Origin of the sequence: Bacteroides sp. (genome assembly GCF_052357945.1) — a bacterium.
Classification (GTDB): domain Bacteria; phylum Bacteroidota; class Bacteroidia; order Bacteroidales; family Bacteroidaceae; genus Bacteroides.
On record NZ_DAWCXD010000263.1, the window covers coordinates 1 to 3,366 of the forward strand.

The 3,366-nt window shown below is 34.0% G+C and carries 4 protein-coding genes; all 4 read left to right on the forward strand.

All coding sequences use genetic code 11. The annotated features are described in order from the left end of the window. The coding region (locus ACT8YW_RS22515; RefSeq protein WP_444107208.1) for an HAD hydrolase-like protein at positions 1 to 471 on the forward strand (471 nt) is incomplete at its 5' end. Continuing rightward, a complete protein-coding gene (locus tag ACT8YW_RS22520; protein ID WP_117849207.1) occupies positions 443 to 1,552 on the forward strand; it encodes a glycosyltransferase in 1,110 nt (369 codons plus the stop codon). The genes ACT8YW_RS22515 and ACT8YW_RS22520, both read left to right, overlap by 29 nt. Positions 1,553 to 1,608: 56 nt before the next feature. Next, positions 1,609 to 2,385: a DUF4422 domain-containing protein gene (locus ACT8YW_RS22525; protein WP_117849206.1), complete on the forward strand. Its 777-nt coding sequence runs from the start codon at positions 1,609 to 1,611 to the stop codon at positions 2,383 to 2,385. Next, on the forward strand, positions 2,357 to 3,220 hold the full coding sequence (locus ACT8YW_RS22530; RefSeq protein WP_228683833.1) for a YjbH domain-containing protein: 864 nt from the start codon (positions 2,357 to 2,359) through the stop codon (positions 3,218 to 3,220). Before ACT8YW_RS22525 ends, ACT8YW_RS22530 begins: the two co-directional genes overlap by 29 nt. Positions 3,221 to 3,366: the final 146 nt, after the last annotated feature.

Here is a 3,366-nt window from a genome sequence, read left to right on the forward strand (position 1 = left end):
AATTTAGATGATATATATAACGCTTTGGAAGGTTACGACTTTGAAACTTGTAAAAAATTGAAAAATGAAGAAATCCACACGGAAATAAACTCGTGCTATCCGCGTAGTCAAATTGTGGAGTTATTTAATGAACTGAAAAATATGGGAGTTCCATTAGTGTTGATTTCTGATATGTATTTACCCAAAAACTGTTTGATAAAAATATTAACTAAATGTGGAATAGATGGATACAAGGCATTATTTGTTTCTAATGAATATGGATGTGATAAAATAAGTGGTGACTTGTTTAAGATTGTACACAAAGAATGGAGAATAAAGGATGTTGCACATTTACATTATGGTGATAGTATAAAGGCTGACATATTAGGAGCAAGAAAAGCTAAAGTCACACCATGTCTTGTTCTTAAAAGGAATTGGTTCAAACTTTTTATTAATAAATTATATGAAAGTATTGGAAGTAAATGTAGATGATATTGGTATGGGAGGTGTTTATGCTTTGGTAAAAAACTTGATACTCAATAAAGGAGAAAAGCTTCGAATAGATATAGCGGCTATAGAGCCTTTTGAAAATCCTGATAATATTGAATATTTAAAAAACTTGGGGTGTGTTGTCTACTATATTGGATATAAGAAAAATAAGATATTAAAGCAATTGTATTGTATTAATAATTTATACAATTTGCTTAAAGAACATCAGTATGATTGTGTACACATTCATGCTGATGTAGCAAATAAATTATTGGTGCCAGGAATAGCTTGTAATATAGCAAGAGTGAAAAAAATAATTTTGCATTCTCATGCTTCAAGTGTAGATGGGAAAAAACGCTGGATGAAATACATTTATCATTGGATATGTCGAAATCTGTTAAAATATACAGCAACAGATTTTGTTTCTTGTTCCGATTTAGCATCTCAATGGATGTTTCCTAATATTGATGCACATAGAGTAAAAAAGATAAATAATGGTGTAAGGTTGAATCAATTTAGATTTAATACTGTGATACGTCAAGAGGTTCGAAATAGACTAGGTATTAGAGATTGTTTTGTAATAGGACATGTTGGACGTTTTGCATATCAGAAAAATCATGAATATTTGATTGATGTATTTGCAAAAGTTAAGAAAATTGTGCCATCAGCCATTCTTTTGTTAGTAGGTGAAGGAGATTTACGGAATGTAGTAGAGCAAAAAGTAATATCATTAGGTTTAATAAATGATGTGATTTTTTATGGGATCAGTTATAATGTATCTGAGCTGTTTCAAGCTATGGATGTGTTCTTGTTACCTTCACATTTTGAAGGATTACCTATTGTTGGAGTAGAGGCACAAGCAGCTGGATTGCCTGTTCTTTTTTCTTCGGCAATAACAAAAGAAGCAAAACTAATAAATGAAGTTTATTATTTGCCTGTTGATGAAAGAAGTAAAGATATGTGGGTGAAACAGATAGTAGAATTACAGAGACATAGACGGTATGATACATATAGTGAATTGGAACGATGTGGATTTGATATCCATCAAACAGTAGAGGAATTAATGAATTTATATAAAATATAGCTTGTATCGTAAAAATAAAATATTAGAGAAATATATCTGTTTAAATATTAATACCTATGGATATCAAAATTTTAGTGGCCACGCACAAGGACTACTTCATGCCTCATGATGACGGATTGTATCTGCCGATAAAGGTGGGCAATGCTCTGTCTCGTTTAGAAGGACGTTTTCAGGGAGATGACACGGGTGAGAACATTTCAGAAAAAAATCCGTATTATTGCGAATTGACAGCCTTATATTGGGGATGGAAAAATTTGAATTCAGACTATATTGGACTAGTTCACTATCGAAGGCACTTTTGCTTAAAACGCATCGGGAACAATTGGGAAAGTGTACTAACAAGGAAGCAAGCGGAATATCTATGTCAAAATTATGATATAATTCTCCCGGTGAAACGTCGTTATTGGATAGAAACGCTAGCTTCTCACTATTGTCATACTCATGATATCCGTCATTTGGAACTTACTCGAGAAATTATAGCAACAGATTATCCTCAATATTTATTAACTTATGATAAGGTATTGAAGCGACGGAGTGCACATATGTTTAATATGTTTGTGATGAAAAAAGAATGGGTAGATAAGTATTGTACATGGTTATTTGACATTTTGTCTCAATTGGAAAAACGGATAGATTTGAGAGGAATGGATTCGTTTCAAGCTAGATTATTTGGACGGGTAAGTGAATTATTATTAGATGTTTGGATAGAAGCCAATCAATTGAAATATAAAGAAATTAAGTATGTCCCTATAGGTCCTTATCATTTTTGGAAGAAAGTTGGAGCATTCTTGAATGCCAAGCTGTATGGAAAACAATACAATGCAAGTGTGTAAATGGAGTTTACCAATAAAGAGGTGGGGAGTATTGCTATTCCTTTTGGGAAATATGTTGGTGACATATGGTCAATACATGTATGGTACGACTGGTTTGCTTCAGATGCCTAGTGCTGACATGCAACGTGATAAGACTTTTATGATAGGGGGAAGTGTTTTGGCACCTCAAATCATACCTTCTAAAGAATGGTGGGGAAATTATTATACGTTTAACTATTACATAAATATAACTGTTTTTCCTTGGTTGGAAATAGGGTATGATTGTGTACTGGTGAAAGCTAAACCTGGAATTTATCATTGGGTACCTTCCACTTATGGAAAATTCGTTAACCAGGATCGTTCCTTTCATGGGCGGTTGAGGGTTTGGAAAGAAAGCTGGTGGAAGGACTGGACCCCACAGGTAGTGTTCGGGTTGAATGACCCGGGATCCGGATCATGGGAGGGCGGTGCGTCTAGTTTTGATCAGAGAACAAACGGTTTCTTCTGTCGGTATTATGTAGCAGCGACAAAGCATATCAATTTTCAGCAGTATGGGCAATTGGGAGTTCATGTGGCATATGCTTGGAAAATGAAGCGGATTGATGAATTGAAAGGTAGGCAGCGGAATGTTAAAGGTTTATGTGTGGGTATGAATTATCGATTTGATTTGCCGTATAATGGAACATGGACTAGAAGTGCTCTTAATGGCTTGAACCTAATGGCTGAGTATGATAGTGAGAGTGTTAATGTCGGATTTCACTATTCCTTTTGGAAAGACTATATCAATGCTATAGTAGAACTGAATCGCTGTAAATACTTTTCTGGTGGTTTGGTCTTTAAACTTCATTTAAGATAATAAAAAACGCTTATTAGTAGGACTTTCCAAATAGTACTCGTTTCTTTCTGGTTAAAAAACATAATATCATCTTCAAAAGTGGTTTAATAACGGTAAGCAGTCAAAAATTGGCTCATAATTGAAATCTCTATCTTCGCTGCGAACAA

What these genes read in the sequence shown, in the direction of transcription:
- ACT8YW_RS22530 (WP_228683833.1), top strand. Translation starts at nt 2,357, where the DNA reads ATGGAAAACAATACAATGCAAGTGTGTAAATGGAGTTTACCAATAAAG.
- ACT8YW_RS22525 (WP_117849206.1), top strand. Translation starts at nt 1,609, where the DNA reads ATGGATATCAAAATTTTAGTGGCCACGCACAAGGACTACTTCATGCCT.
- ACT8YW_RS22520 (WP_117849207.1), top strand. Translation starts at nt 443, where the DNA reads ATGAAAGTATTGGAAGTAAATGTAGATGATATTGGTATGGGAGGTGTT.